General features: G+C 62.6%; 19 protein-coding genes and 1 pseudogene. 8 read left to right on the top strand and 12 right to left on the bottom strand.

The window, feature by feature from the left end:
• Nucleotides 1–54 precede the first annotated feature (54 nt).
• Nucleotides 55–2,688, bottom strand: coding sequence for an outer membrane protein assembly factor BamA (gene bamA / locus AC07NV_RS14430; RefSeq protein WP_495167056.1), 2,634 nt, complete (start codon nt 2,686–2,688; stop codon nt 55–57).
• 41 nt (nt 2,689–2,729) lie between these two features.
• Nucleotides 2,730–5,933: an autotransporter family protein gene (locus AC07NV_RS14425; protein WP_495167055.1), complete on the bottom strand. Its 3,204-nt coding sequence runs from the start codon at nt 5,931–5,933 to the stop codon at nt 2,730–2,732.
• 631 nt (nt 5,934–6,564) lie between these two features.
• Here AC07NV_RS14425 and AC07NV_RS14420 point away from each other — a divergent pair.
• A complete protein-coding gene (locus AC07NV_RS14420) occupies nt 6,565–8,499 on the top strand; it encodes a TonB-dependent receptor plug domain-containing protein (RefSeq protein WP_495167054.1) in 1,935 nt (644 codons plus the stop codon).
• 211 nt (nt 8,500–8,710) lie between these two features.
• On the opposite strand, the gene AC07NV_RS14415 is transcribed toward AC07NV_RS14420, so the two are convergent.
• From AC07NV_RS14415 to AC07NV_RS14405, 3 genes are all read right to left on the bottom strand, one after another.
• Nucleotides 8,711–10,027 carry a hypothetical protein gene (locus AC07NV_RS14415; protein WP_495167053.1) on the bottom strand — a complete coding sequence of 439 codons (1,317 nt, stop codon included), beginning with the start codon at nt 10,025–10,027 and terminating at the stop codon, nt 8,711–8,713.
• A 54-nt stretch (nt 10,028–10,081) separates the two neighbouring features.
• Nucleotides 10,082–10,909 carry an alpha/beta hydrolase gene (locus tag AC07NV_RS14410; protein WP_495167052.1) on the bottom strand — a complete coding sequence of 276 codons (828 nt, stop codon included), beginning with the start codon at nt 10,907–10,909 and terminating at the stop codon, nt 10,082–10,084.
• Nucleotides 10,910–10,994: 85 nt separating this feature from the next.
• Nucleotides 10,995–13,871, bottom strand: a complete 2,877-nt coding sequence (locus AC07NV_RS14405; RefSeq protein ID WP_495167051.1) for a TonB-dependent receptor domain-containing protein — start codon at nt 13,869–13,871, stop codon at nt 10,995–10,997.
• A 361-nt stretch (nt 13,872–14,232) separates the two neighbouring features.
• Here AC07NV_RS14405 and AC07NV_RS14400 point away from each other — a divergent pair, with 361 nt between their 5' ends.
• The 7 genes and pseudogenes from AC07NV_RS14400 to AC07NV_RS14370 all read left to right on the top strand — a co-directional run bounded on the left by AC07NV_RS14400 (nt 14,233) and on the right by AC07NV_RS14370 (nt 19,878).
• The gene (locus AC07NV_RS14400; protein WP_495167050.1) at nt 14,233–14,823 is read left to right on the top strand and encodes a hypothetical protein; all 591 of its coding nucleotides are present in this window, start codon (nt 14,233–14,235) and stop codon (nt 14,821–14,823) included.
• Nucleotides 14,820–15,326 (top strand): DUF6644 family protein, encoded by a 507-nt coding sequence (locus tag AC07NV_RS14395; RefSeq protein WP_495167049.1) that lies wholly within the window; start codon nt 14,820–14,822, stop codon nt 15,324–15,326. Before AC07NV_RS14400 ends, AC07NV_RS14395 begins: the two co-directional genes overlap by 4 nt.
• Entirely contained in the window at nt 15,326–15,772 is a 447-nt protein-coding gene (locus AC07NV_RS14390) for a nuclear transport factor 2 family protein (RefSeq protein ID WP_495167048.1), read from the top strand. The genes AC07NV_RS14395 and AC07NV_RS14390 overlap by 1 nt, the downstream gene beginning before the upstream one ends.
• A gap of 1 nt (nt 15,773) precedes the next feature.
• The gene (locus AC07NV_RS14385) at nt 15,774–16,214 is read left to right on the top strand and encodes a GlcG/HbpS family heme-binding protein (RefSeq protein ID WP_495167047.1); all 441 of its coding nucleotides are present in this window, start codon (nt 15,774–15,776) and stop codon (nt 16,212–16,214) included.
• 2 nt (nt 16,215–16,216) lie between these two features.
• Complete coding sequence (locus AC07NV_RS14380; RefSeq protein ID WP_495167046.1) at nt 16,217–17,077, top strand: fumarylacetoacetate hydrolase family protein; 861 nt, start codon at nt 16,217–16,219, stop codon at nt 17,075–17,077.
• Complete coding sequence (locus tag AC07NV_RS14375; protein WP_495167045.1) at nt 17,077–17,736, top strand: cytochrome b; 660 nt, start codon at nt 17,077–17,079, stop codon at nt 17,734–17,736. The genes AC07NV_RS14380 and AC07NV_RS14375 overlap by 1 nt, the downstream gene beginning before the upstream one ends.
• A 124-nt stretch (nt 17,737–17,860) precedes the next feature.
• A pseudogene (locus AC07NV_RS14370) lies at nt 17,861–19,878 on the top strand (TonB-dependent receptor).
• A 63-nt stretch (nt 19,879–19,941) separates the two neighbouring features.
• Here the strand turns inward: AC07NV_RS14370 and AC07NV_RS14365 are convergent.
• From AC07NV_RS14365 to AC07NV_RS14335, 7 genes are all read right to left on the bottom strand, one after another.
• Nucleotides 19,942–20,523, bottom strand: a complete 582-nt coding sequence (locus AC07NV_RS14365) for a hypothetical protein (protein ID WP_495167044.1) — start codon at nt 20,521–20,523, stop codon at nt 19,942–19,944.
• A 51-nt stretch (nt 20,524–20,574) separates the two neighbouring features.
• Nucleotides 20,575–21,138: a cytochrome b gene (locus AC07NV_RS14360; protein WP_495167043.1), complete on the bottom strand. Its 564-nt coding sequence runs from the start codon at nt 21,136–21,138 to the stop codon at nt 20,575–20,577.
• A 2-nt stretch (nt 21,139–21,140) separates the two neighbouring features.
• Nucleotides 21,141–22,472, bottom strand: a complete 1,332-nt coding sequence (locus tag AC07NV_RS14355) for an MFS transporter (protein ID WP_495167042.1) — start codon at nt 22,470–22,472, stop codon at nt 21,141–21,143.
• A gap of 46 nt (nt 22,473–22,518) precedes the next feature.
• Nucleotides 22,519–24,507, bottom strand: a complete 1,989-nt coding sequence (locus tag AC07NV_RS14350) for a CE1 family esterase (RefSeq protein ID WP_495167041.1) — start codon at nt 24,505–24,507, stop codon at nt 22,519–22,521.
• Nucleotides 24,508–24,605: 98 nt separating this feature from the next.
• A complete protein-coding gene (locus AC07NV_RS14345; RefSeq protein ID WP_495167040.1) occupies nt 24,606–24,905 on the bottom strand; it encodes a hypothetical protein in 300 nt (99 codons plus the stop codon).
• A 34-nt stretch (nt 24,906–24,939) separates the two neighbouring features.
• Nucleotides 24,940–25,692, bottom strand: a complete 753-nt coding sequence (locus AC07NV_RS14340; protein WP_495167039.1) for a hypothetical protein — start codon at nt 25,690–25,692, stop codon at nt 24,940–24,942.
• A gap of 54 nt (nt 25,693–25,746) precedes the next feature.
• Complete coding sequence (locus AC07NV_RS14335; protein WP_495167038.1) at nt 25,747–26,199, bottom strand: DUF6152 family protein; 453 nt, start codon at nt 26,197–26,199, stop codon at nt 25,747–25,749.
• Nucleotides 26,200–26,348 lie beyond the last annotated feature (149 nt).

The raw sequence follows: 26,348 nt of genomic DNA, 5'->3' as shown, positions 1-26,348 counted from the left end.
CCGTCCTTGCGGCGAGTGACGGGCCGCAAGGACGGGGGCGATGCCGACCGCGGGTCAGAACTGGGTTCCGACATTGAAGGAGAAGCGCTTGGTATCGTCACCCTCTTCCTTGCGAAGGGCGTAAGCGAAATCGATCCGGAACGGCCCGAAAGGTGAATTCCAGTTGACGCCGACACCGAGCGCAACGCGCGGCATCCAGCTATTTCCGAAATATCGTTCCTCGAACGGAGCGAGCGAAGAGAAGCCGCTCGGACAGACCGTGTAACTGCCGGAAGGCGTGCCGTCGGAGCCGACGGTCTGGGTCGCAAACTGCGTCGTACCGGCCGAAGCATTTCGGCAGAGATATTTGGTGAGCCCATCGGTCGGATCGCGAAAATCGGTCAGGGTCGTCAGCGTCGGCTTGCGAAGCCCGAAGACCGCACCGACGTCGAGGAAGATCGACGGCCGCAGGCCCAGTTCCTTCGCCCCGGTGCCCAATGGAATATCCATCTCGACCCGGCCCTGATAATAGGCGCGGCCGCCTAGCGCGTCGTCGGTCTGCGAACTCGAACTCGTATCGATGACGGGATTGCCCGGATCGGTCAGGTCGACAGTATTGTAGCGGATGACGCGCGGACCGACGCCGCGGATGTCAAAGCCGCGCATCTGCGGTTCGCCAAGGAAGAAGCGATCGGTCAGGAGGACCTTCTCGTCGGCTGAGGATTGATTGTCGCCGAGGGGATGGATGTAGCCGCCCTCGGCCGACAGGTTGAGGATGAAGCGGCTGCCGAGATTGAAATGCTTGCTGCCCTGGAGACGCGCGCGGGCATAGCTGACGCTGCCACCGAGGCCGGCGAAATCGCCGCTGAGCGAAAGCGACTGGCCGCGCGTCGGCCGCATTCGATTGTCCCGATTGTCATAGGCGAGCGTGAAGCCGAGCATCGATGTGGTCCGCTTGCCGATCGCATCGCAAAGATACCGGCCGGCCACCAGCGGGTCGCATTCGTCACCGAAATAATACAGGCTCTCGTCGAGCGAGACATCGTCATAGTTGAGCGTGTAGCGCCCGAAGAAGGAAAGAAACTCGGTGAGCGGGACGCCGGCGTTGACCTGGAAGCCTGTCGTGACCTGCTGGAAAGTTGTCTGCTCCTCGTTGTCGATGATATTGTAGGAATTGAGGTCGCGCCGGTAGATGGTGCCGCCCACCGAGATATTGCGGTCGAACAGATAGGGCTCGGTGAAACCGAGTTCGACCGACTTCGAATAGGTCGAGTAGCTGACCGACGCCTGCAGTGTCTGGCCGAGGCCCCGGAAGTTACGCTGGCGGATCGACCCCTGGAGCAGCATATTCTCGACCGACGAATAGCCTGCCGACAGCGAGAGTTCGCCGGTCGGCTTTTCCTCGACATTGGTTTCGAGGATGATGCGGTCGGGGGCGCTGCCTTCCTTGCGTTCGATCGCCAGATTTTCCTGAAAATAGCCAAGGCTGTTGATACGGTTCTCGGTGCGCTTGACACCGAAGCTGTTGAAGGCGTCGCCTTCGTTCAGGCGGAATTCGCGTCGCAGGACCTTGTCGTGGGTCAGCGTGTTGCCGTTGACGTCGATGCGCTCCACGTAGGTTCGTGGGCTTTCGGCGACGTTGAAGGTGATCGCCATCGTCCGGGTTTCGGGGTCGCGGCGAAATTCGGGGTTGATGTCGGCAAAGGCGTAGCCGAACAGGCCCGCGGTCTCGCTCAGGCTTTCGACCGTGTCCTCGACTTGCTTCGCGTCATACCAGGCGCCGGATTTCATCGGCAGCAGCTTTTTGAGCATTTCGGGCTGGAAATCGCGGAGCTCACTCTTCACATCGACGTTACCGAACTTGTAGCGTTCGCCCTCCTCGACGACGTAGGTGATGATGAAGTCCTGCTTGTTGCTCGTCAGCTCGGCGACTGCCGAAATCACCCGGAAATCGGCATAGCCGTTCTGCAGGTAGAAGAGGCGCAGCTTCTGCTGGTCATAGGCGAGGCGATCGGGGTCGTAGCTGGTGTTCGACGACAGCATCGTCATAAACCGCGTTTCCTTGGTCGCCATCTCGCTTTCAAGCTGCTTGTCGCTGAACTTCTCGTTGCCGATGATGTTGATCTGGCGGACCTTCGACTTCGGCCCTTCGTTGATTTCGAACACCACATCGACGCGGTTCTGCTCGAGCGAGACCATCTTCGGTTCGACCGTCGCAGCGAAGCGGCCCTGGCGCTTGTAGAGCTCGATGATCCGCGCAACGTCGGCACGAACCTTCGACCGGGTGAAGATCTGGCGCGGCGCGAGCTTGATTTCAGGGCGGATCTTGTCTTCCTTGAGGCGCTTGTTGCCCTCGAGGATGATGCGGTTGATCACGGGGTTCTCGGTGACCTCGATCGTCAAGGCCCCTTGGTCGTCGGTAATCTGGTAATCCTTGAACAGCTCGGTGGCGGCGAGATCCTTCAGCGCCTGGTCGAGCGCGGCACGATCATATGTCTGCCCTACGCGAAGCCGAAGGTAGGACAGGATCGTTTGCGTTTCGAGGCGCTGATTTCCTACGACCGCGATCGAGATGATGGTCGATGCCATGCGCGTTTCGGGCGGGCTTTGCGCCGCCGGGACTTCCTGGGCCACGACCGGCGAAAAAGCATTTAGAGAGAGCGCCACTGCGACGAGCGAGCTCCCCAGTCGAAGATCAACAAACTGCATGAAAAAGCCTCGGTTCGAGGTGGTGCCGGGAACGAAGCGGATCAAAATGCGACGCTGAGCGACACGCGCGCCGAATAGCCAATGTCGCTGTTGTCTGTCTTTTCAGCTCCCGCCGCGACCTTCCATGTATAGTCCCAGCCCCCCGCGAGCAGGCGAACTTCGCCGAGCCAGGCGTCGTCGATCGGGTCGGCAACAATGGTGAAAGGATCAGCGGCAGTTTCGTCGTCGGTGAAATTCGCCGTGGTCGCCCCAAGCTTGCCCGACAAATTGGTACGTCGTCCGGCCTCCAGCTCGAGCGTCAGCGGGTGGTAGTCCTTGCGCGGGGCGCCAAACGCATAAGAGACTGCCACCGCGGTGATCGCGCTCAGCGACGAACTGTTGCGTTTCGCGACGGTCAGATCGATCGCGTCGCCGCCGCCTGTTTCGCTGTAGCCGCCCTCGCTGAGCCGGTACCATTCGACCACCGCCTTTGGGCGGATGGCAAACCGGCTGGTCGGCTGAAAGGCATAGGATGCGCCGGCCATGCCCGAGAAGAGCCAGCCGTTCCAGTCGGCGGTCGTCGAATAGGTCGATTCGACCTCGCTCGCCGTGACCGTGACGTCGCGCGTGCTCGAAAAGGATGCGCGTCCGGCACCGACACGCGCAAAGGCATAGAAGGGACCGGGCTTGCTCGTACGCCAGAAGGCCGCGAAGTCGTGCTGCGAGGTATCGATCTTTCCTGTGCCGCCATTGTTTTCGACCGTACCGCTGAGCCAGGCGTAGGACCCGCCAACATATCCGATGTCGGTCAACCATTCGGCGCCACCTGACATGCCCCAACCACTCGTCTTGTAGCTGTTGGTGGCGGTGGCATTGCGATTGCCGCGCCACGCAACCGGCTCGAGCCAGACGGCCATGCCGCCCGTTTCGGTCACATCGAAGATGGAATCGCTGTCCATGATGTGCTGGGCAGACAGACGCGAGGCGCGTGTGACCTGGTCGAACAGCCCGCCCGCATGGTCGGGAAGCATCTGCGAGACCTGACCCTGCAGAGCCTCCTTGTCCATGATGTCGAGGAAGCTCTGCGCGATTATGTCGTCGGTGCTGGCGGCGGTCAGGATCGCGTCATAGGCGCTGGTCGCTGCGCCGGTCAGGCCGACCTCGGCCGCGGTCTTGCGGCGGATGTCGAGCAGAAGGTCGTTGCCCTCGACCTCGATCGAACCCGCGAATACGAAGGGAAGTTCGGTCGTCGCCTCGTCAAAGGCCGGGTCACCTTCGAGGTTCGCGGCTTTCAGTATGACATAGCTGCCCTCGGCGGACAGCGAGTCGACCGTTGCCGAAACTTTGGCGCCGCTCTCGAACACCGCGGTGTCGGCGATGATCAGCGACGCCGTCTGGGTCCCCGTGTCGAGATAGGCGTTGAGGGTCCCGCCCGACTTCACGGTCAGCGAGCCGATCGAGATCGTCTTTGCACCGTCGAGGCCGAAGGTGCCGCCATTGACGACGACCGAGGCCGCGGTGCCGCCTGAAATCGTCCCGGAGAAAACCGCCGCGTCGTTGACCGATAGCGTCCCGGCCAAATTGTTGAAGTCGATACTACCGACGAATATCGCCTCGTCCGACAGGTCGGCTAGCGCGCTCCCGTCGCCGAAGGAGACCTTGCCATAATATTCGCCTTCGCCCGACAGGAGGAGACGGTCGTTGCCACCGTTGAAGAAGCTGTTGCCGACGATCTGTCCCGCGTCGACCGCGAGCGTGTCGTTCCCAGAGCCCGTCACGATGTCGCCCGTGATCCTGGTATAGACGGTTGTATCGGTTTCGCCCTCCTCGAGGTCTTCCTCGATCTCGGCGCGGGCGGCGAGATCTTCGGCGTTCATATATTGGGTGATGGTGACGTCATCGGTCGTATTGGCGAGATTGATCGCATGCCTGGTATCCGAACTCGACCCCGATGCCGTGATGAAGCCCGTGTTCTCGAGCTTGGTCAGCGACCCCGAAAGATCGTGGATCGCGTAGGCCGCCCCCTCGCCCGGCGAGGTGATCGTCGCCTGGATCGTGCCGCTATTGTATAGGGAGGGCACCGTCACGCCTTCGGCGAGCAGGAGGGCCGTCGCCCTCTCGTCATACGTCGTTGCTGAAACCGTGCCGGTCACCCCTATGCCGCCGGGCAGGACGACCGTGCCGTTGCCGCCGCCGATGACGATGCCATAAGCGTCGGTATTGCTGTAGTTGGCGGTGCCCGACACCGTTCCTTCGACCAGCAGCGAATAGCCGCTGCCCGCCAGTTCGCCGATGGTGATGTCCTCGTCGCCCGCGATCAGTATCGCCGGACCATTGCCGTAAGAATAGACGTTACCGGTGCCTTCTTCGGTGTCGACGACACCGTCGTCGTCTTCGTCGGTGTCGGCATCATCCTCGTTCGTCGGCTGCGCGGCGACGATGATGCCGCCCGCGACGTCGCCAGCAATCGACACCGCGGGCGCATTCAGCCGCAAGTCGAAACGTGATAGCGAAACGCTGCTATCGTCATCATAGGCGAAGCTCGTCGACTGCCCGACGATCCCCTGAATGCGGAGCGATCCCCCGATGTCGCCCTCGACCGACAGCGCCGTGGCGCCGCGGCCGGTGACCAGCGTCGAGCCTTCCATCACGAGGTCGCCGCTGACGTCGCTGGTTTTGACGCCCACCGAATAGTCGCCGATCACGCGGATGGTGCCGTCCTGGATCAAAGAGCCGTCGAGCGCCGAATCGACGACGATACCTCCCGAATTGAGTCCCTCGACGGTGATGGTTCCCGTATTCTCGATTGTGCCGGACACGGTCCCGCCGCCCTCCACATGGATGCCGTAGCGATCGCTGGCCGAGGCAATGGCGCTGTCGGCAATGCCGTCCCCATCCTCGTCCGCGGGTTCGAAGTCCTCGAGGACCGAGATCGTGCCGCCGTTGGCGATCGACGTCGTGACACCCGGCCTGATCAATATGCCTGTCGCGCCATCTTCGTCGCCCGTCACGATCTGGCCTGGCTCGTCCTCGCTGTCGTCCTCGTCGTCGTCGGCGATCGTCACGTCATTGTTGCTGTTGACGGTGATAGCCGCGCCCGACCCGACCTCGAGCCTGGCATCCGTCTGGATGGCAATGTCGCCCGCGCTCGATGTGACCAGTGGGGTGGTGCTGTTGCCCGTAACGGTCGTATCGGCGAACGCCGGCGCCGCGGCGAACGCCAGCGACGCAATACAGGTCGAGCCCAGCAGGGTGGTCAATTTCATCACATCAGTCCTCGATTGCAGGGGGCGAAGCAACGCGAACGGGACCGCCAATGCGGCCCAAGGAGACCGAAAGGTCGCGGGCGAAGGTTGCTCATCGTCTGATAAACGAGGGGCGCGGCGGAACCCTTCGCGCCCGTCCAAAAGAATTTTTGGGGTCTGCCGCGTACAATGAACGTGCCAGCTTCCGATGGTTTCGAGCTCCCGGACGTCGGTCGTGATCGGTGTCCAGCTCGCGGGCACTCTCGATTATTCTAGTAAAAACAAAAGCAATCCGAGAGATGTGTCGAAATATGTCTCGTATTTATCGAAATTTATACATGAATATTCTAAAGTATATATTGTTTTCGTCTGTGAAATATTTGAAATTGCAGGATTTAATTTCACTTTTTATTTGACTACTTCAAGTCTCCGTTGAAACCATCCCTCCCGAGCCAGCATCGGCGTTCGCCGGCGACGGCAATCAAATGGGAACAGGGGAGTAGAGATGCGGAGCAATCGCAACAGGTTCGAAGCCGCGTTAATCCGGGAGCGGGATCGGCGGCGGACGGACGATTGTCCGCCGGGTACCATAGCCAGGGCCCCGCACCGAAAATGGACGATAGTCCTGCTCGCCGGCGCGGCGGCTGCAGCCATGGCGCAGCCGGCCGCGGCCCACGACATTCTCAAGACCGCGCCCGCCGGTGACATCATCGTCAACGGGCTCGAGCAGACGTTGCCGCAGGAGCTGTCGCGTTATGGCAGCGATATCGAGACGGTCAGCGAGAAACAGGTGAAAAACACCGGCGCAGTCGATATCGCCGAAGCTCTCGAGGCGGTGCCCGGTCTCTATGTCAAGCCGGGCAACGGCCCCTTCAGCTATGTCGACGTCTCGTTGCAGGGTTCGCGCACGCAGGATGTGCTCTGGACCGTAGACGGCATTCGCATCAACAACCGACTTTACGGCGGCACGTCGCCCAACGACACGCTGCCCGCCAGCATGATCGAGCGGATCGAGGTGCTGAAGGGCGGCGAAAGCTTGTTCTATGGAACGCAGGCGGCGGCCGGGGTGATCAATGTCGTCACGCGGTCGTTCAGCGAAGAATTCGGCGGTCAGCTCAATGCCGGGGTCGATAGCCGCGCCGCGACCAATGTCGACGGCTACGTCCGCGGCAGCATCGGCAATCATCGGTTCGTCGCCTGGGCCTCGCACAATCGGGCCGAAGGATATCAGCCGTTCAGCGCGATGGAGCCGAGCGCGACCGACCGCAAGCGCGGCTACGAACTCTGGTCGGTCGGCGGAAAATATCAATATGACTTCGGCGGCGATGTGCAGCTCAACCTGCAGTATCAGCATATTGATGCGAAGCTCGACAATCTGAGCGCGACACGCACGCGCGAAAGCCGCAACGACCGCAACGAGGAGATCGCCAGCATCCGCCTCGACTATGTCGGCAGCGAAGCGATCCAGCTTTTCCTCAAGGGTTATTATCACGACTGGAACACCGCCTATGTCCAGATCCGCAACGACCCGGTGACCGGCGCGCCGGACGTCGTCTATCCGCCCGGCACCTATTGGGGCTATCGCGACCTCGGCGCGAGCGCGCTCGTCAAGCTCCGGCTGCACCGAGGGCTCGAATATCTGATCGGCTATGATTACCAGAATTTCCGCGGTCGCGACGATGTGCTGCTGATCGGCAAGACGCGCGAGAATGTCCATGCAGGGATCTTCCAGATCCGTACAAACGACGATCTGTCGCATAACGCGCGGCTTGCGGCGGGTGTGCGCTATAATGCGGGAAGCGGGACCGACGCGACGGTGTGGAATGTCTCGGGCCGCTTCGACATCAGCGACGACCTTTATGTCGAAGCCAATGGCGGCACATCCTTCCTGCTCCCCAGCGCCTCGCAGCTATACCAGATCGATCCGTGCTGCGAACGTGGCAACCCCAACCTAGCCCCCGAACGCAGCCTCAATCTCAACTTCGGTGCGGGCGGTCGCTTCGGCGGCGACAGGATCACCTGGAAACTCAGCTATTTTGCACGGCGGATCGATGACCTGATCGACATTGACTTCGACAATCCCGCCTGGCCCGACGGCATCTATGTCAACGCCGACGGCCGGGTGAATGTCGAGGGCGGAGAAGCCCAGATCGGCCTGCAATTTGGCGGCGGCTGGCGCGTGAACGCGAGCGTCACCTATGCCCGCTCGCGCGACGCGGGTTCGAACCGCCAGCGCGACCGGACGCCCAAAGCCTATGCGAACGGCGCGATCGCCTATGCGCCCGACAACCGGCCGTTCGGCGCCAATCTGTCGGTCAATTGGGTGGGCGATGCCTGGTCGAGCCCCGCGGGTTTTGCCCGCCAGAATTACGGTAATTATGCCGTGATCGATCTCGGCTTGCATCTTTATCCCGATGGCGCGGCCCGACGTCACCGCCTCGGGATCAACGTCGAAAATCTGCTCGACACGGACTATGCGACGCGCGGCTATGGCTCGGCAGTGCCCGACGACGGCGGCGCGCGCTTCCTCTATTATATTCGCGGCGTGCCGCGGACGCTGCGGGTCAGCTACGGCATCAGTTTCTGACGCCATGCTGCGCTCCATTCTCTTCGCCCATCGCTGGCTCGGCATCGTCGTCGGCATGGTCATGACGATCTGGTGCCTGTCGGGCTTCGTCATGATGTATTCGCCTTACCCCTCGCTCGATCCCGGCGAGCAGCTGCGCGGCCTGCCTGCGCTGCACCTTCCGGCGGGAGCCGACATATGGCAGCGGGCGGGGCTGGCCGATGACATGGAACTACGCTCGGCACGGGTCGAACAACTGGGCGACCGGACCGTGCTGCGTGTCGTGCCTGCGGCGCCCGCCGACCGCGCGATCGCCCAGATGCGCGCGTCGCCGGCGAGCATCGACCTGGCAACCGGAGATGTCATTGAAGCCCTCTCTGCCGACGCGGCGCTCGCAATAGGCAAAGGGTTCGGCGAGCGGTTCGGCATCGGCGGAAAGGCACAGACGGCCACGCCGGTCGCAATCGACCAATGGACGGTCCAGACCGCATCGCGCCATCAGCCCCTGCACCGGATCGACTATGCGAACGGCGCCTCCGCCTATATCGCCGGGTCGGGCGAGGTCGTACAGCAAACGACGCGCGCCGAACGCTTCTGGGGCTGGCTCGGCGCCGTGCCGCACTGGCTTTATCCCACGCTGCTGCGCCAGAATGGCGCACTGTGGACGCAGGTCGTGATCTGGACCTCGACGATCGGTTGCTTCCTGACAGCGACTGGCATGTGGGTGGGCATTGCCCGATTGCGGCGCAATCGCCAGGGCAGAATCGGCTCGCCCTATCGCGGCATCTGGTGGTGGCACCATGTCGCCGGTCTGTTTTTCGGCGTGCTGACGTTGAGCTGGGTCGCGAGCGGGCTCTTTTCGATGAACCCCCTCGGATTCCTTGAGAGCGAGGCCGGGCTTGCCGAGCGGGGGCGGCTGGCAGGAACGATGCGCTGGGGCGCGGTGCGCGGCGCCCTTGAACGTCTCCCGGCGCTTCCCGCGGACGTGGCGCGGATCGAAACCGCGCCGCTTGGCGGCACGATCTACCTCGCCGCCGTCAGCCGTAGCGGCGAAAGCAGGCGTATCGATGCCGCGGGAAGAGTCGCGCCGCTCGGCGTCGGCGAGATTCGCGCCGCCTTGGCCGATGGCCCGCGGGTCGCGACGCTCGACCTGCTTCGTGCCGAGGATAGCTATTATTACGGACATAAGGATGCCGCACTGCTGCCCGTGTGGCGCGCGACGCTCGCTGACACCGGCCGGACGCACCTCTATATCGATCCCGAAACCGGCCGGTTGATCCGCGCGGTAGATGCCAATGGCCGCGCCTTTCGCTGGTTGATGCACGGCCTGCATAGCTTGGACCTGCCGGGCCTTCGCATACGACCGGTCTGGGATTTGGTGGTCATCCCCCTGCTCGCCATGGTGACGCTGGTCTGTGCGACCGGCACCTGGATGGGGATCAACAAGGTCCGGCGCGATCTTCGCCGTCACCGCAATCGCCGGCGCCGCGCGGCGCGCGGCGCGCGCAGCCGTACAACCGGCAACCGCATCCTGAACCAGGACGCGCACCGCCAGCGCGCGCCCTTGTTCATGACCATCCGGCCCGGCAATATCCGGCCGGGCTTAGTTCGACGAAATCTTCTTGAGATACGCTCCGACGAGTGCGGTTGCCGCGTCGCCGTTGCGACCCAGATTGTCGTTGAGGCCCATATGATCGGTGCCGTCGATCGGGTGGGTCGATGCCGGTGTGCCATTGGCGGAGAGCGCGTCGGACAGGACACCCGCCTGCCGTCGCAAATCTTCCGAACTGGCATTCAGCAGGAAGAAACTGCGGGCGTTCGGGCTGGCGACATGATTGATCGGCGCCAGCTGTCGCCGAATCTCCTCGGTCGCGAAAGGCCCGCCCGGGCGTGGCGGCCTCGCCGGATCGGGCGCCAGCCCGGCGCCGTCAACCAGAACCACCCCCGCGATCGTCGCGATATCGACCCCGGCCTTCTTCAGAAAGGCGGGATCGGTACCGATCAAGGCCGCCAGATGACCACCCGAGCTATGCCCCATGAGGACGATCTTTTGCCGGTCGATGCCGAGCGCCTCGGCGCGGGCGGCAAGATAGCCAACGGCGTCGGCGGCGTCCTGCACCTGCTCGGTCACCGGGACGTCAGGCACCAGACGATAGTTCACCGATGCGAAAGCGATGCCGTTGGCGCGCAGAAATCCGATCTTCGGCGATGTCCGATCATATTCCTTGTCTCCTTCGGACCAGCCGCCGCCATGAAAGAAAATGACCAGTGGCGCGCCTTTGGAGCTGCGCCAGAAGTCGAGCTTCTGAAGCGGTGCAGGCCCGTAAGTCAGTTCGTCAGGCCGGATAGACGGATTGTCGGTTCCGGGCTGGGCGATGGCCAGTGACGAGACGAGGCCAAGCGTCAAAATGGCGAGTGTCGGCTTGATCATATTCATCTTCCTCATCGGTCCGGATCGGAAAGGCGGGAAAAAATGGGCTGGACGCGCTCATGCAACATCCAGCCCTCACAAAGGCTCACAGCCTGAAGCGCACGCCAACGGTATAATATCGGCCGATCAGATCGTCGCCGGGCACGGTCGGCGCGGATGTACCGGGCGAGCTGGTCCGCAACAGCGCGGGCGAGATGCGCGGATCTTCGTCGAACAAATTGCTGACGTTGAAGAACAATTGCATATTGTTATCGTCGCCAAAACCGATGTCGTAGGCCAGGTTGAGGTCCGTATAGAAAGCCGATCGCACATAGGGGTCGGCGTAGACGACACCGACGGATTCCTGCCGCAACTGCTTGCTCGAATAGCGCATCTGCACGTCGAGCGCGAAGGGCCCCTTCTTGTAGCCGACAAGGCCCGTTATGCGGTGCTTGGACAGACCGACCTGCCCCGCATCATTGTCGAGCACGGCGTCGGCATAGGAGCGCGTCTTCAATATGGGCTGATAGCTGTAAAGCAGCCGCAGGCTCACCTGACCCGGATCGCCCGCGGAGGAGCCACCGAGATCGAAGCTGTAGCTCGCCTCCGCATCAAAGCCTTCGGTAAAGGCCTCCGCGATATTGAGGCTTTGCGTGCGGGTCAAAGTCGGGAAGTTCGCCGCGCTGGTGTCCGTATAGGGCAATGGCCGATCGATCAGCGTGCATAGCGACGACGTGCCGCCCGATGCGGCACATTGCTGCAGAATGGCGGCGTTCGATCCAGCAACCGAGCTGATCGCGTTGTCGATACGAATATTGTAATAGTCGAGCGACAGCGTCAGGCGTGGCAACCAGTCCGGTTGATAGACCACGCCGGCGGTGTAGGTCCGCGCGACCTCGGGCACCAGATTGGGATTGCCACTGGTCTGGACGACCACATTGCCCGTCTGTCCGGTCAGCGGATCGACGATCCGCGTGAAGCTTTGCCCGATGTTCGGAGACAGGTCGGCGAGGGTCGGCGCCCGAATGTCGCGCGATTTCGCGACGCGGAAGCGCAATCCGTCGACCGGCTCGTAAACGAGGCCGAGCTTGTAGGTCACGACCGAACCGCTATTGGCATAATGGGTGTAACGAACGGCGCCGTTGAAATCGAGCGCCTGCGCGAAGGGCACGTCGGCCAGGAGCGGAAAGAGAAGTTCGCCGCCGACTTCCCAAACGTCATTCTTCCCGCTCCGCGGTGGTTCGGTCAGATAGGCCCAGAGTGGCGGAAGGCTCGCCGGCGATACGCCGCGGACGCCGGTGTAGATGCCCGGCGGAAGGAAGGTCGGGTCGTCGCTGGTCGTCTGATCAAGGCTTTGCTTGCGATATTCGGCATTGACCGATGCCTTTACCGGGCCCGCCCAACCATTGAACAATTCGCCCGAGATGCTGCCGCCGACATCGTCCATCTTGTTGACGGCCTGCCACGACGTGTCGCCATAGATATAATCGAGCGCGGCGGGATCCTGATTGCCCGTCCCGAACATATTGATCGGCACGCAACCGGCGGCAAGGGGGCTTGTCGGGTTGGTCAGCGTGATCCGGCAAACCGGAGCGCCCCCCGCGCCGCGCACTGCGTCGAGCGCGGCGTAAAAATTGGGGTAGTTGATATTGTTGACGGTGACCGAGTTCACCTTGGACTCGCCATGGGTATAGTAGATTTCCCAGTCGAACCGGTCGGCGAACTTGCCCTCGATTCCGGTGGTAACACGGAACACCTTCGTCTTTTGCTGCGTCACCGCATCGTCGGCGAGGTCGGCGTTGACGCGCCCCATCAGGAAAGATGGCGCATTGGCGGCGGTGAGCTGCGCCTGCGCGCTCGTCGGCAGGAAGGCATTGCCGCTGTAGATCGTATAACTGGCGACGCGTTCGTTCAGATTGTGCGGCGCGGTCGAAGCTTCGGCATAGGTGGCCTCGACATAGATATTCGCACTGTCGCCGATGTCATAATCGAGGCGTGCGAAAATCTGGCTGGTTTCAAGACTGTTGACCAGCGTGCCGCCGAAATAGCCGCCGTCCCCGCCGCTCGCGACATTGTTCGTACGGCTTGCGGTTCCCGGATCGAACGGCGCGAGGACACCTGTGCCGACGAATTGCTGGCCGGCGAATGGCCCGCTGGTCGCGAGCCCGCCAAGCGCTGTGTTGGAAAGCCGGGCATTGTTGGTCAGCACATAGGGATTGGCCTCGGTTCCGGCCCCCGTATAAACCGGGACGAGCGCGGAAGAGGCACGGTCGCTCTGAGCCTCCAGACCCTTGTTGTTGTAGTGATCGACGCTGAATTCGAAATGGCCGCGCTCGGTAATGTCGAACCCGGCGGCAATTCCGGCCCGCCATGACGGCGAGTCACCGCGCGCCGAGATGCCTGTCTGGAAATTTCCCTTGAGGCCGGTGAAATCCTTGTCGAGGACGAAATTGACGACGCCCGTCACCGCATCGGAGCCATAGACCGCCGACGCGCCGCCGGTCACCACTTCGACACGTTCCACCAGCCCCTGCGGGATCGTGTTGGTATCAACCTGGCCGTTGATCGCGGTCGGCGGCACGCGGCGGCCGTCCTGAAGCACAAGGGTCCGAATAGCTCCGAAGGAGCGCAGGTTGATATAATTGCCGGTGAAGATATTCGACCGGCCGCTGCCCGCGCCATTGCCAGCGCCGACACTAGTGGTCGAACCGGCGAATTGGGGCAGCTTGTTCAGCGCTTCCGGAATGCTCGACGGGGTCAGCTGCATCTGTTCAGTCGAGGTGATCGTCACGGGCGTCGGCGCATCGCGGCCATCGGTCGTAACGCGCGATCCCGTGACGATGATATCGACGTCCGAGGGAGCCGCTTCGCTCCGTTCGCTCGCTTGCGGCGCGGTTTCCGGCGCGGCGCTATCCTGCGCCCAAGCCGATGGCGCCAGTGCGAACAGGCAGGCGCCCGCATTCAAGGCTGCGAAAAGTCTCATAGTCCCCTCCCATAGGCATTTTTGGGTTTACCCGGAACACGCCGTGCATCTCAGATGGATGCGATCGACAGAGGTCCGATACGTTGCCCATTCACATTGTTACAAATGAAACCATCTCGCAATATATTTTGTTATTTAGTTTAGTGTGTCAAAGTTTATCAGTTTCATACTTTTGATACACTTCAACAACTTCACATCAATTGTTGATTTACTTAGAGAATCGTAGAATTATTGCTCCATTTCACTTGACTTGCATTCTGCGCAGACGGAAAAGCGCGCCCTGTAAGCCGCCCTGATGCGGTTACCATTGCGCCTACCCGCCCAAGGCGGCCGGGCGCCGATGAATGGAGGGGAAAATGTTGTGGATTTCCTGATCTGGCTAAAGGGTACGCCGCTCGCCGAATGGGTGCTTTATTCGCCCTGGGCCAACCCGATCCTCCTTTGCATGCACGCCAGCGGCATGGCACTGGTTGTTGGCTGCGGCCTGATGACCAGCTTGCGCGTACTCGGCTATGGACGCACCGTCCCGATCAGCCTCTTCGAACGACTGATCGCCTTTGCCTGGCTCGGCGTCGCCTTGAACGTGATCTCGGGCCTGCTGCTCTTCATGGCCGATGGCGACCGCTATGTCGGCAACTGGACCTTCCAGTTGAAGATCGGGTTCATTCTCTTCTCGGGAATCGCCACATGGTTCTTGTGGCGAATTCTGCTCGACGAGGGCTACACCGCCCCTGTCGCCAGCGAAAACAGCACGGCTGAAGCCGGTAACGAAGCGGACATCGACGCGGCCATCGTCGCCGTGCAAGGCATCGAGACCCGCGCAGAAACGGGAACCGAAATCTTCAGCACCAAGGCGCGTATCGTCGCCGCCCTCACCGCCCTCTTCTGGATCGGCGCGATCGTCGCTGGACGGACGATCGCCTACACGCTTGTAACGCCGGGGTTCGAATGATGAGCGAACATGACATTCTGCAATGGATCAGCGACACCTGGCTGGGGATCGCAACCCGGGACATTCCCTGGCTGTTTCCGACATTTGAGACGCTGCACTTCATCGGGCTGTGCATTTTGCTCGGCGCGATGCTGATCGTCGACCTCCGCCTGCTCGGCCGGTTTCGAGATATTGCGCCCGGCAGCGTCCTCCAGTTCAGCCATGTCGCGGCGTTCGGGCTGGCGATCAATCTCGTCAGCGGCATTGGCTTCTTCTCCGCCGATCCGTTCAACTATTGGTCGAACCCGGCGTTCCAGATCAAAGTCCTGCTTCTTGTTCTCGCCTTCGCCAATGTCGCCTGGTTCGAGCTCGGCGCCCGCAAGCGCATCCTCGCGCTGCCCGTCGGCGAGGACACGCCGCTCGGCACGAAGTTAATCGGCGCGGCATCGCTCACCCTTTGGTTCACAATCCTGATCCTTGGTCGGCTGCTCCCCGACTGGGAAGGTGTCGGAGGATTCATCTGATGATCAGCCAGCCCGCATCCAACCCCGCGCATGTTCTGATCCGCTTCACCGAAGCGGTCGATCAGCGCCGCGCCGATGACGCCGCCGCCTGCTTCACCGACGACGGCCTCTTCCGTCCGGGCGACAAGGCCACCGTCGGCCTCGACAATATCCGGCAGCTCTACCGCGAGCGCTTTGCCGATCCACGTCGGACGACCCGTCATGTCTGGGCGAATGTCAGCGTCGCCCCGATCGACGCCGATTCGGCGCGCGTGACCGCGGTGCTGACAAATTACGCCTTCGAGCCGCAGGTCTCGGAGACCGCGCTGCAAATGCGCATCGGGAACGTCGATTGCCTCGTCGTTCGGGACCCGGCCGGTGAATGGCGATTTGCCGAACATCTCTATCAGCGCGCGTTCGCAACCAGCCTTCCGCTCGACGCCGCACCCATCCAGCAAGGAGCCTGACATGGCCGAACTTACCCTCGAAAAGGCATCGATCATCGTCGATGCCGCGCTCGCACACGCCGCGACGCTGAACCTGAACCCGCTAACCGTCGCTGTGCTCGATGCGGGCGGCCATCTGGTCGCTTTCAAACGCCAGGACACGGCAGGGATCCTGCGGCCCAACATCGCATTCGGTAAGGCGTGGGGCACGCTCGGCATGGGCCTTGGCGGCCGCTCGCTCGCGCAGCGCAGCGAAATGGCACCAGCCTTTTACAACGCGCTCGTCGGCGCGTCGGACGGGCGCGTCATTCCGGTTCCCGGCGGGGTGCTGATCCGCGGCGTCGACGGTGATGTGATCGGCGCGGTCGGGATCAGCGGGGACATGCCCGACAAGGACGAAGCTTGCGCGGTCTCCGGCATCGACGAGGCAGGCCTGACTGCCGATGTCGGCGGCGCGCATTGAAGATGAAACTGGCCCAATATCATGATGGCGTCGCCTGGCATCTCGGCGCCGTCGAAGGCGACGAGGTGATCGACCTCGCCAGCGGCGACGAACCATTGCCGGCGTCGGTGACCGAATTGATCGTAGCGGGAACCGGCGCGCTCGCTGCGGCAAGAAAAGCGGCGCTATCCGCCCGGCGCGTTCCCCTCGCAAGCGTGCGACTCGGCCCGCCGGTCACCCCGCGCAAATTTCTCGGCCTCGGTCTTTGCTATGCGTCGCACGCGCGCGAGATGGAGCGGCGGGGCATGGCGATCCCCGAACACCAGGTGTGGTTCAACAAACAAGTCACCGCGCTCAACGGCCCTTTCGATCCGATCCATATGCCGCGGGTGTCGTCGCAGCTCGACTATGAGGCCGAATTGGCGCTCGTCATCTCCAAGCGCGCACGGCATGTGAAAGCGGCGGATGCGATGTCGGTGGTCGCAGGCGTCATGATCTGTAACGATGTATCGGTTCGCGACTGGCAACGCCGGTCGCCGACCGCAACATTGGGCAAATCCTTCGACACCCATGGTCCGGTGGGCCCGTGGCTCACGACGCTCGACGAAGCGCCCGATCTTGGCAATCTATCGATCCGGTCATGGGTCGATGGCGAGCTGCGCCAGGACGGCAATACCAGCGAGATGATCTGGTCCTTCGGCCAGATGATCGAGGAACTCTCCAGCGTTTTCACGCTCGAGCCCGGCGACATCCTCTCTACTGGCACGCCCGCTGGCGTTGGCCAGGGCTTCGAGCCGCCGCGTTTCCTGACCGAAGGCCAGACCGTTCGGGTGGAGATCGAAGGCCTCGGGCATATAGAGAACCGCGTGGTAGCCGAGCCCTGATGGCCGCGCGCCGCACCAAATTGCCCTCTTCGTGGCAGGACGGGCGGCGCAGCTTCGGCTGGATTTCGATTCTGCTGCACTGGCTCGGTGCGATGGTCATCCTGACCCTGTTGTTCGTCGGCAACTCGATCCCGGCCGCAAAAGGCGTCGACAATGACGCGGCGCTGCGGCTCCACACCAGCATCGCGCTTTCGGCCTACGCGCTGCTGTGTGTCCGCATCGTATGGCGGATCGTCAATCGCCACCCCGATCGCTTGCCTCGCCAGAAGCGCTGGCCCTATGCCGCCGGCAGGTGGTTTCACTGGCTCTTGCTGGCGGCCATCGCCGTCATGCTTTTCACCGGCCCGCTGATGGCGTGGGCGGGCGGCATCCCACTGCGGCTATTCGCGTTCGAAATTCCCGGACCTTTCGGCCCCTCGCCCCGGCTGTTCGAGGCGATGCACAACATGCATGTTTTCGCGGCGTCGGTCCTCGGCTGGGGGACGCTTTTGCACATGCTGGCCGTGGTCAAGCATGTCGCGGTCGACCGCGATGGTTCTTTCGACCGGATGATGACGCCGCTCTTCGACGCCGCCCCTGAACAAGCCACCTCACAATCAGCCGATCCGGCAATCAATGCCGAGGAAAGATCCGAAACGGCCTGCACCTCTCCGCCCTAGGCGGGCGGTCGTCGCAGCACGGCCTTCGCGAGCCATTTTGAAGGACAGACCGCGCGGTGCCGCCGCCGTCGGCGGGCCGCATCGGTGCGTCCCGGGCAACAGCAAAAAAGATGGGAGATAAAGGATGATCGAGGGAAAATATCTTGGCTGGCTGACTGCCGTATCGCTGCTCGGGCTTCCGGCGCCATCGAAGGCGCAGGATACGGACTCGGCCCAATCAGGGAGCGACGAGGAAATCGTCGTGTTCGGCCGCGGCGAAAGCAAGATCGGCATAGCGCAGGCGGCGAGCGAGGGAACGGTCGCGGGCAAGGACTTGCTGGTTCGCCCCCTGCTCCGCGTCGCGGAGTTGCTGGAGGCCGTGCCGGGAATGGTTGCGGCGCAGCATTCGGGCAGCGGCAAGGCGAACCAGTATTTCCTGCGCGGATTCAACCTCGATCACGGGTCCGATTTCACCACCTATGTCGACGATGTGCAGATGAATTTCCGCAGCCACGGTCATGGCCAGGGCTATCTCGACCTCAATGGGCTCATCCCCGAAATCATAGACCGCGAGGATTATCGCAAAGGTCCGTATCGCGCCGATGGCGGCGATTTCGCGCTCGCGGGCGCGGCCTATATGCGCACGACCGAAGGCTATGATCGCCCCTGGACCTCGGCGGAGGTTGGCTCCTATGGCTGGCGACGGATCGCCGCCGGCGGAACGGTCCGGGATCTCGGCGGCGGCGACCTGACGCTTGTCGGACAGGCCAAGGCCTATGACGGCCCGTGGGAAGAGCCCGAACATCTCCGCCATTATTCGGGTTTTCTCAAATACGCTCGTCCCGTCGGCGATGACCGGCTGGATTTCACGGTCCACGCCTATCATGCCACATGGAACCCGACCGAACAGATACCCGAACGGATCGTCGGAACCGACGATTGCGCCGACATTTTCTGTTCGCCCGACCCCACCGCGCGGGGCAAGACGACGCGTTTTATCGCCAATGCCGCGCTGGCTGGCGACAGCTACCGCGGCAATTTCTACGCCCAATTCTACGACTGGAACATGTCGTCCAACCCGACCTACGCCAATCCCGACGGGTCGAGCGCGCAAATCGATCAGTTCGACCGGCGCTGGATTTTCGGCCTGAAGGGCGAGAAGTCGTGGCAGGTTGCCCCTGCCCTTACCCTCATCGTCGGGACCGAGAACCGTTACGACGATATCGGCAATGTCGGCGTGTATCACACCGATGCCGGGGCTTTCGTGAACAGCCTGGGTGCCTATCGCGTGCGCGAGGCGTCGGCCTCGGCCTATGGCGAGGCTACATGGAAGCCGCTTGCGGGCCTGCGTGTCACCGCCGGACTGCGCGGCGACTATTATCATTATGATGTGTCGGCAAAAGATGCCGAAGCGGCCGCGCTCGGCGAAGGGAGTGGCGATGCCAGCCTGATCTCGCCCAAGGCGGCAATCGCCTATCAGCTATCGCCCAACGTCGAATTCTACGCCAATTGGGGCCGAGGCTTCCATTCGAACGACGTCCGCGGCGCAGTCACCACGACGCCGGTGCCGGTGCTCGTGCGCGGCACTGGCAAGGAGCTTGGAGCTCGGCTCCAGTTCGGTTCTTTCACCGCGACCGCAACCTATTGGTGGCTCAACGTCGGCAGCGAACTGCGCTTCGTCGGCGATTCCAATGCGGTCGAGCCCACCGGCGCCAGCCGCCGCCATGGCTATGAAATCGTGGGTTTCTGGCGGCCATTGCCATGGCTGGCGCTCGATGCGAACTATACCGCGAGCCATGCCCGCTACGACAATGGCGATTATATCCCCAATGCCTTTGAAAATGCGGCGCAGATCGGCGTCTTGGTCGTCAAGGATAGGTGGGAAGCGAGCATCCGCTTCCGCCACCTCGGCCCCTATCCGTTGATCGAGGACAACAGCCAGCGCGACAAGGGCAGCAACGTCGTCAACCTGCGCGCCGGATACAAGCCGGGCCGTTTCCAGTTCTATGCCGAACTGCTCAACCTCTTCGACAGCCGCGACAAGGACATCGCCTATTATTATGAATCCTACATCCCCGGCTTCGATGGGCGCCCGTCGAGGACCGGCTGAGCCGGGTGGTCGAGCCGCGCACAATACGGGTCGGCGTCCGGATCGCTCTGTAGACGGAAAAGGCGCGGCGATCACCAGACCGCCGCGCCTTGCCGGAGAGCCCGCACCAAGGTTATTCAGAAGGCGACGGCCTTCGCCGAAAGGCCGGCCTCATTGCCCGCCTCGCCGGCCGGGATGAGCGTGTAGAAACCCGAGAGCTTCAGCCGCACCGTCACCGGCTTCAGCGACTGATTCTGGAAATACCAGCCATGCGCGCCCGCAAAAGGCGCGGTCAGAACACCATTATCTGCGGTGCCGGTCGCCTTGCGATATTCGCCGAGCGTCATCGGCTTTCCGGGTTCCGAGATGTGGCCATGAAACTCGGAGTAAAATTCTTCGGGATTGGAAATCCCGGCCACCTCCCACGAATATATATAGGTTCCACCCTTTTCGAGATGAACCTTATATTCGAGGTCGTTGCCTCCGCTCGGGTCCTCATCGGCCTTAAGCGGAATTTCGATCACGTCGCTGCGGAACGTGGCCGGGTAGCTGCGCGACGCCGTTGCCGCCCCTGGATCAATGACTGTCTCCCGAGGCTCGGCCGCTCCGGCCGACGCAAGCCCGGCAACCAGGGCGGCGAGGCCGGCGCCGAGCGCGACACGCCGGACGGTGCCGCGTGGACGCCGCGCAGTGATTTCGATCTCGGTCGAACAGGTCAATGTGAAACTCCCAATATTGCGATTGATGCGCACCGGCGCGCATGGCCTTCTTCAGTTGCGGCCGCGCGCCATGCGCAGCAATGTCCCGTCGCGAAAGATGAAATGGTGAACCATTGACATCGCGACATGGCCGACGATGAGCAGCAGCAGCAACCAGCCAAGCGGGCCATGCAGGCTGTTCGCGAACTCCCGCAGCCAGCCCAATTCTACCCCGGTCGCGACTATGATCTCGATGCCTGCCCAGGTGAAGCCGCGTCCCGAGGCATAGGATCGCACCAGCGCGAGCGCCGGGACAAGGATCATCAAGGCATAGAGTGCCAGATGCCCCAGATTGGCGGCGGCACCGAGCGCGTCGGGTCGGTGGCCGGGACGGCTCTGAAGATTGGCGATGCCCCAGCCGCCGCGCAGGAAGACGAGCAGAAGAAGCAGGAACCCCGTCGTGCGGTGGCTCCAGAAAAGGCTGTCGACGATACCCGATTCCTCGTCGATCCAGTGAACGACCGCGGTCGCGAATTGCCAGAGGAACAGGCCCGCCATCGACCAATGGAAGGACCGGGTGACAAGCCCGTAGCCTGTCGGCGTATCCCGCCACTGTACTGGAGCGCCCGTCGCCATGATCAAACCTCCGTCGTTGATGATTTCTTCAGGACGAACGCGCCCATGGCGAACACCCCGGTCGCGGCGAGAAGCGACACGCCGCCGGCGATGACGAAGAGGCTGGGCGCCGATACGCCCCCCGCGATGAGTACGGCGCCAAGGATCGGGCCCAATATGGCGCCGATGCGGCCGGTCCCCATGAGCCAACCCACGCCGGTCGCGCGGATCGCGGTTTCATAGAAGATCGCGCCAAGCGCCACGACGCACATTTGCGCGCCGATGCTCAGCGCACCCGCAACGAAGCACATGAAGAGCATGAACGGCGCCGAATCCGCCGAGATCCCGATCATCGCGATCGCGGCCGCACCGAGGGCATAACTCCAGCCGATCGGGCCCGCAGGGCCGAGACGGTCGGCGAGGCGCCCGATAATGAGGCAGCCGAAGATTGCACCGAGATTGAGCGCAGCAACCCCGAGCACGGCGCCTTTCATTCCCACGCCCGCCTGAAGCGCAAGAAGCGGCAGCCAGTTTACGAGAAAATAGGCTAGCATCAGGCTGAGCAGGAAGGTGACGGTGAGAATCCAGGTGCCGAGCGCCTTGTCCGCAGCGAAGAGCGCGAGAATCGAGTTGCGCGGTGCCGACGCATCGGCGCGCTCGGCGACCTCAACGGGAACCTCGAAACCCATGCGCTGGCGGATCTTTTCAATCGCGCCATGCTCGCCCTTCAGGGCGAGAAAGCGAACCGATTCCGGCAAGAGCATTGCGATGACAGGAAGTAACAGCAGCGGGGCGATACCGCCGATGTAGAAGAGGCTCTCCCAGCCATGGCTGGGAATAAGCTGCGCCGCCGCGACCCCGCCGATCACCGCGCCGAGCGGGAAACCGCAGAACATCAGCGACACGATCGTCGCGCGCCGGTGCGGCGGCGCATATTCCGACGTCACCGCGATCACGCCGGGAAGCGCGCCGCCGAGTCCAAGTCCCGTCACGAAACGGATGATGATGAGGTCGCTCAGCGAGGTTGCGAAGGGCGTGAGCAGGGTCACCGCGCCGAAGAGCAGAATCGCGATCAGCAGACTGGGCTTGCGCCCGAACCGGTCGGCCGCGACGCCAAATCCGAGCGCACCGAACAGGGCACCGACAAGCCCGGCAGCGAACACGCCGCCGAACATTTCCGGCGCGATATCCCAGGCGCGCGCGATCTCCGGCGCGGCAAGCGCGATTGCCTGGGTATCGAAACCGTCGAGCAGCGCGACCGTGGCGCAAAGCAGGAAGGTCGCGATCTGAAACCCGCTCAATCGCGATGTGCCGGCATTCGCAACCGGTTCTCCGGCTTCGAGGGAACTCATCATCGGCCGCTGGCCCTTTCTATGCTTTGATCTTTGAGCGAGGGGCGCGTCAGCGGCCGCTATAGGTCAGCGTGCCGTCGTCGTTGCGGCGCCACTGTTTGAAATAGTCCCATTCGAGCTGCGCCGTCCGCGGATCCTGACCGTGCGACATGTCGGTCACCCAGACGAAGCTCAAGAGGTTGAGCGGCTTGGAATCGGCGCTCATATAGGCGCTGATCTGGAAGCGGCCGTCCTTGTAGCGCTTGTCGACGCCCTGCTTCACCAAGCGGGCGCCCGGCACGAGCACGTCATAGGTCATCGCATTGGGACTGTTGTAGCTGACGACCTGATCGGGGGCCGTGATATTATTATAGGCCTTCATCTCATCGATCGCGCCGCGCAGCACGCCCTGCGCCGGTATCTTTGCATCAACAGATCCCGCATTGTCGACGTCGCCATAGACGATCATCATCGGAACGCGGACGTCGCCCGCTGCCTTGAGTTCGGCGACCTTCGCCTTGACCGCTGGCGCCATCGGACCGATGCCGTTGTTCGGTGACACGGCGGCGAACAGCCGCGGATGGGTGATCCCCATCATGTAGCTGATGCCGCTGCCCAGCGAGAAGCCCTGCATATAGACGCGGCTGCGGTCGATGCCGTAGCTACCAGCGAGTTCACCGATCACGCCTTCGATGAATTTCGCGTCGGCCCCGGCCGGATCGGTGAAGTCCCACCGGTTCTGCTGGCCGTTCACATAGACGGTGATGAAGCCCTCTTTCTCGCCGACATCGTGCATCCGGATCTGGCTGGCATAGAGCCATGCCGGCAGGAAGGCGCCGTGCGCCGCGATCACGAGCGGGAGCGACTGGCCCTTCTGGTAACTCGAGGGTGCCTTGACATAATATTGGTAGCTCTTGTCACCGACCGCGAAGCTGCGCGTATCAAAAGCCGCGCGGGTTTCGGCTTCGGTCAGCATGGTCCCGAGATCACCGTTCGGCGATGAGGTCCAGCGCGCGGTATGCGCGAAGAGATCGTTCCAGATCGCCGTGGCCATCTTGTTGTCATATCCCGCGGTTTCGCCGAGCTGGGTGGTGCGGACCTGCTGCGCCGGATTGCCGGGGTTGCGGAACGCGCTCACCGCGAAACCGTCGATCGTGGCGGCCTGCGCCGCAGGCGCGACGGCGCTGCTGCGTTTCCAATAGTCGACCACCTTGGTTTCGGCCGGCGTCGGCTCGCCGGTCGTGAACAGCCAGGCGGCAACCGGCACGTCCTTCTTGAGCTGCTTCCACACCGGTGGCGCGTTCTTTCCGGGGCGCATATTCTGGTAATAGCCTTGTGCGGGTTCGGCGCCCTTCGCGTAGGCAGCCTCGAACGGCGCGCCATCAAGCGTCGCGATCGCGGCAAAGACGCCCGGGTTGTTGATCACAAATTCCTGCGCGACGGTGGCGCCGGCTCCTGCGCCCGTTACGAAGTGGAAGGGAACCCAGGTCTGAGCGCGCGGCGCGCGCGGCGCCCCGCCGCCCGGTCCGCCACCGCCGGGCGCACCTGCGCCCCCCGCTGCGGGCTGACCGCCGCCGCGACCCGCTTCGCCGCCGGCCGCAGCTCCCTCACCGCGCGGCGCGCCGCCAGGTGCGCCGGGAGCTGCTGCCCCGCCGCGACCGCCCGGCCCGGCCGGCGCGCCGATGGTCAGATGCCCGATTGCATGATCGTAAACGGCCTTCACATAGGCATCTTCACCGCCGCTGTTCGGTGCCCAGCCCTCGCCCTCCGGCTGCAGGAACACGACAACGAAATTCTGTTCGTCCGCAAGCTTGCGCCAACCTGTCTGCCGGTCGAATGCCTCGGCGTTCTGGCCGTTGTCGGGCAGAACATAGACGACGAAGTTGAAGCCATCGCGGCGATAGTTTGCTGGAACGTGATAGAGATAGGAGCGGTCACGACCGTTAACGCTCACCATGTTCCGTGCCAACGGCGCGGCTTCCGCCGCGAGCGCCGGCGCCGGCATCGCCGAGAGCATCGGCACCGCCAGAGCAAAACCGAGGGCCGCGACCAGGCTCATGGGCGCACGGGAGACCCGACGCTCGCGTAGGGCGTTCGAACTTGTGAAAATAAGCACCTGCTTCTCCTTGATCGTCTCGCTGATGTCCGGGCGGCCGCTCATGGCCGTTCGCAGGACGGGTTCTGGAAATCGGCATCGGCCGAGCAGAAATATTTGTTCGAGCGCGTCGTCGCGGTCCATTTGATGCCGGTCTTGCTTTTCTGGACCTCCGCCACTGTTACGCTTTCCCAGGCGAGGTTGCCGATTGCGAGGCTCGTCGCGCGTTGCAGCGATTCGGTCTGGTCGGGCTTGTGCGGCTCGGTGAAGAACAAGCGGCGGTCGCTGGTGACGGGCCCTGCCGCCTGCTGGATCAAGACCAGCGCGGAAAGCGCCGCCGAACCCAAAGAAGAAAATAGCATTGGAGTGACTCCTGGAAAATTGCTGCTGATGCGATTATTCGGCCGGCGGCCTGCCGCCGGCCGCCGGCCGATCGCGGTCATTTTCCTCGCGGTCATATTCGACCGGCTCCCAATCGGGGCGGCGATGCCAGATCTTCTCGGTCGTCCACGGCTTGGTGAATGCCTTCGGATCCTCGACGGTCACCTCGGTCACGAGCGTCTTGCGGTCGCGCAGATACCAGCGTTCGGTGATGCGCATCGCGTCGCTATGCGGGCCGTTGCCCGGCAGGCGGGTGTCTTCGCGGATACAGCAGGTATCGACATGAAGCTCGCCATTGACCCACCGCCCGATCGAATGACCGTTCGAACTGGGAAGCGTCTCGGGTGTATGGGCGCGGCCATCGGTGTAAATCCGCCGGTAATTTTCCTTATTCTCCGACATGATTGTCACCTGCATGCGGCTAACCTGGATTTCCATCGGGAAGAGCATGCTCAAAAAGCCCGGCATCGAATTAAATGCCGAACCACGCGGCCCGGGGGGGCCGTTCTTCGCAAGGTCCTGATATTCCGCATTATAGGGCGGCGCCTGTGACGCGCCGACGGGGAGCCGATTGTCCCAGACATTATCCTGGTCACGTTCCCAGAGCCCGTCCCAGTCGGGAAGCGTCGCAAGATCGGGAATCTCGGGCGCGCCGCTTGGATAACTGGCGGTCTGGGCGGCGACGGGCCCGGAGATCAGCACGCCCGTCGAGACGGAAAGCGCCAGAATTGCGCAGCCGAATGCGCGCAGATGAATGCGATGTGTCAAAAATACCTCCCCTGGTGCCGCGGACGTCGGCGCCCGCATGCGTGCATGGCCATGTCAGTTGGGCGTGATGCCCGAGCTGATCGTCTTTCCGTCGGCGAAGGTCGCGGAGAGGAAGGCGCCGCCCTTCTTGCCGTTGAGAAGCGGGTACATGACGACCGCGATCTTCTGGCCGGGTTTGAAGGTTTCGCGGCCCCAGCCGCGGCGGATCAGCGTGTTCACGCTCGCGCCCTCGAGGCTGTATTCAACCTCGCGGCCATTCTCGACGACGTTAAGCTGGAGCCAGCTGTGCGGGTTGGTGAACTGCCATTGCTTGACGGTGCCTTTGAGCGTCACCTTGCGGCTCTTGTCGAAACCCGCGAAGGAATGATGCGCCTGCGCCGGCTCGGCAAAGCTCGTGGCGATCATAGCGACCGTCGCGGTGCTGGCGATCATCGCCAGGCCCGCAACGCTTGCCCGCCAACCTTTGGACAGCGCCTTGGGGCGCGACAGCTTCTCGATGCTTTCCATAGATCTCTCCATCCTTGAGCGACCGATCCGTCGTTCGGTTCGCAATATTGATGGGAAGTTTCTACTCATATATTCAAGAATCAAAAGTTATTTATTACATTTGTCCCTATTGTCACAAGTTATCACAAGAATAGATTTCGATTAACGTT

This window comes from Sphingopyxis sp. GW821-FHT10B01, from assembly GCF_059415685.1.
Note: the sequence above shows the minus strand (reverse complement) of the source record. Positions and strands in the feature narration are given on the sequence as shown.

Bases quoted from the DNA above. Each gene is read 5' to 3' on its own strand.
- bamA (WP_495167056.1), bottom strand. From the start codon at position 2,688: ATGCAGTTTGTTGATCTTCGACTGGGGAGCTCGCTCGTCGCAGTGGCG.
- AC07NV_RS14425 (WP_495167055.1), bottom strand. From the start codon at position 5,933: ATGAAATTGACCACCCTGCTGGGCTCGACCTGTATTGCGTCGCTGGCG.
- AC07NV_RS14420 (WP_495167054.1), top strand. From the start codon at position 6,565: ATGGCGCAGCCGGCCGCGGCCCACGACATTCTCAAGACCGCGCCCGCC.
- AC07NV_RS14410 (WP_495167052.1), bottom strand. From the start codon at position 10,909: ATGATCAAGCCGACACTCGCCATTTTGACGCTTGGCCTCGTCTCGTCA.
- AC07NV_RS14405 (WP_495167051.1), bottom strand. From the start codon at position 13,871: ATGAGACTTTTCGCAGCCTTGAATGCGGGCGCCTGCCTGTTCGCACTG.
- AC07NV_RS14395 (WP_495167049.1), top strand. From the start codon at position 14,820: ATGATGAGCGAACATGACATTCTGCAATGGATCAGCGACACCTGGCTG.
- AC07NV_RS14390 (WP_495167048.1), top strand. From the start codon at position 15,326: ATGATCAGCCAGCCCGCATCCAACCCCGCGCATGTTCTGATCCGCTTC.
- AC07NV_RS14385 (WP_495167047.1), top strand. From the start codon at position 15,774: ATGGCCGAACTTACCCTCGAAAAGGCATCGATCATCGTCGATGCCGCG.
- AC07NV_RS14380 (WP_495167046.1), top strand. From the start codon at position 16,217: ATGAAACTGGCCCAATATCATGATGGCGTCGCCTGGCATCTCGGCGCC.
- AC07NV_RS14375 (WP_495167045.1), top strand. From the start codon at position 17,077: ATGGCCGCGCGCCGCACCAAATTGCCCTCTTCGTGGCAGGACGGGCGG.
- AC07NV_RS14360 (WP_495167043.1), bottom strand. From the start codon at position 21,138: ATGGCGACGGGCGCTCCAGTACAGTGGCGGGATACGCCGACAGGCTAC.
- AC07NV_RS14355 (WP_495167042.1), bottom strand. From the start codon at position 22,472: ATGATGAGTTCCCTCGAAGCCGGAGAACCGGTTGCGAATGCCGGCACA.
- AC07NV_RS14350 (WP_495167041.1), bottom strand. From the start codon at position 24,507: ATGAGCCTGGTCGCGGCCCTCGGTTTTGCTCTGGCGGTGCCGATGCTC.
- AC07NV_RS14345 (WP_495167040.1), bottom strand. From the start codon at position 24,905: ATGCTATTTTCTTCTTTGGGTTCGGCGGCGCTTTCCGCGCTGGTCTTG.
- AC07NV_RS14335 (WP_495167038.1), bottom strand. From the start codon at position 26,199: ATGGAAAGCATCGAGAAGCTGTCGCGCCCCAAGGCGCTGTCCAAAGGT.